Source organism: Winogradskyella ouciana (genome assembly GCF_009709615.1).
GTDB classification, from domain to species: Bacteria; Bacteroidota; Bacteroidia; order Flavobacteriales; family Flavobacteriaceae; genus Winogradskyella; species Winogradskyella ouciana.
Genome location: NZ_WJYA01000127.1, coordinates 1 through 269 on the forward strand (window position 1 = coordinate 1; position 269 = coordinate 269).

1 pseudogene is annotated in these 269 nt (G+C 43.1%); it reads right to left on the reverse strand.

Annotation, left to right across the window (positions count from 1 at the left end):
• Positions 1-57 precede the first annotated feature (57 nt).
• A pseudogene (locus F1003_RS18780) lies at positions 58-269 on the reverse strand (hypothetical protein); the annotation flags it as partial.

Sequence of the window (269 nt, forward strand, 5' to 3'; positions counted from 1 at the left end):
GTAGTGAACGTCACGTACTTCAAATCCAGCACGTTCACGAGTCAAACCACCAGGTCATAATGCAGACAAACGACGTTTGTGTGTTAATTCAGCAAGTGGATTCGTTTGGTCCATGAACTGAGAAAGCTGTGAGCTTCCGAAGAACTCTTTAATGGATGCAATAACAGGTCTGATGTTAATCAGTTGCTGTGGAGTGATCGTGTTTGTATCCTGGATGGACATTCTTTCACGCACTACACGCTCCATTCTTGATAAACCAATTCGGAATT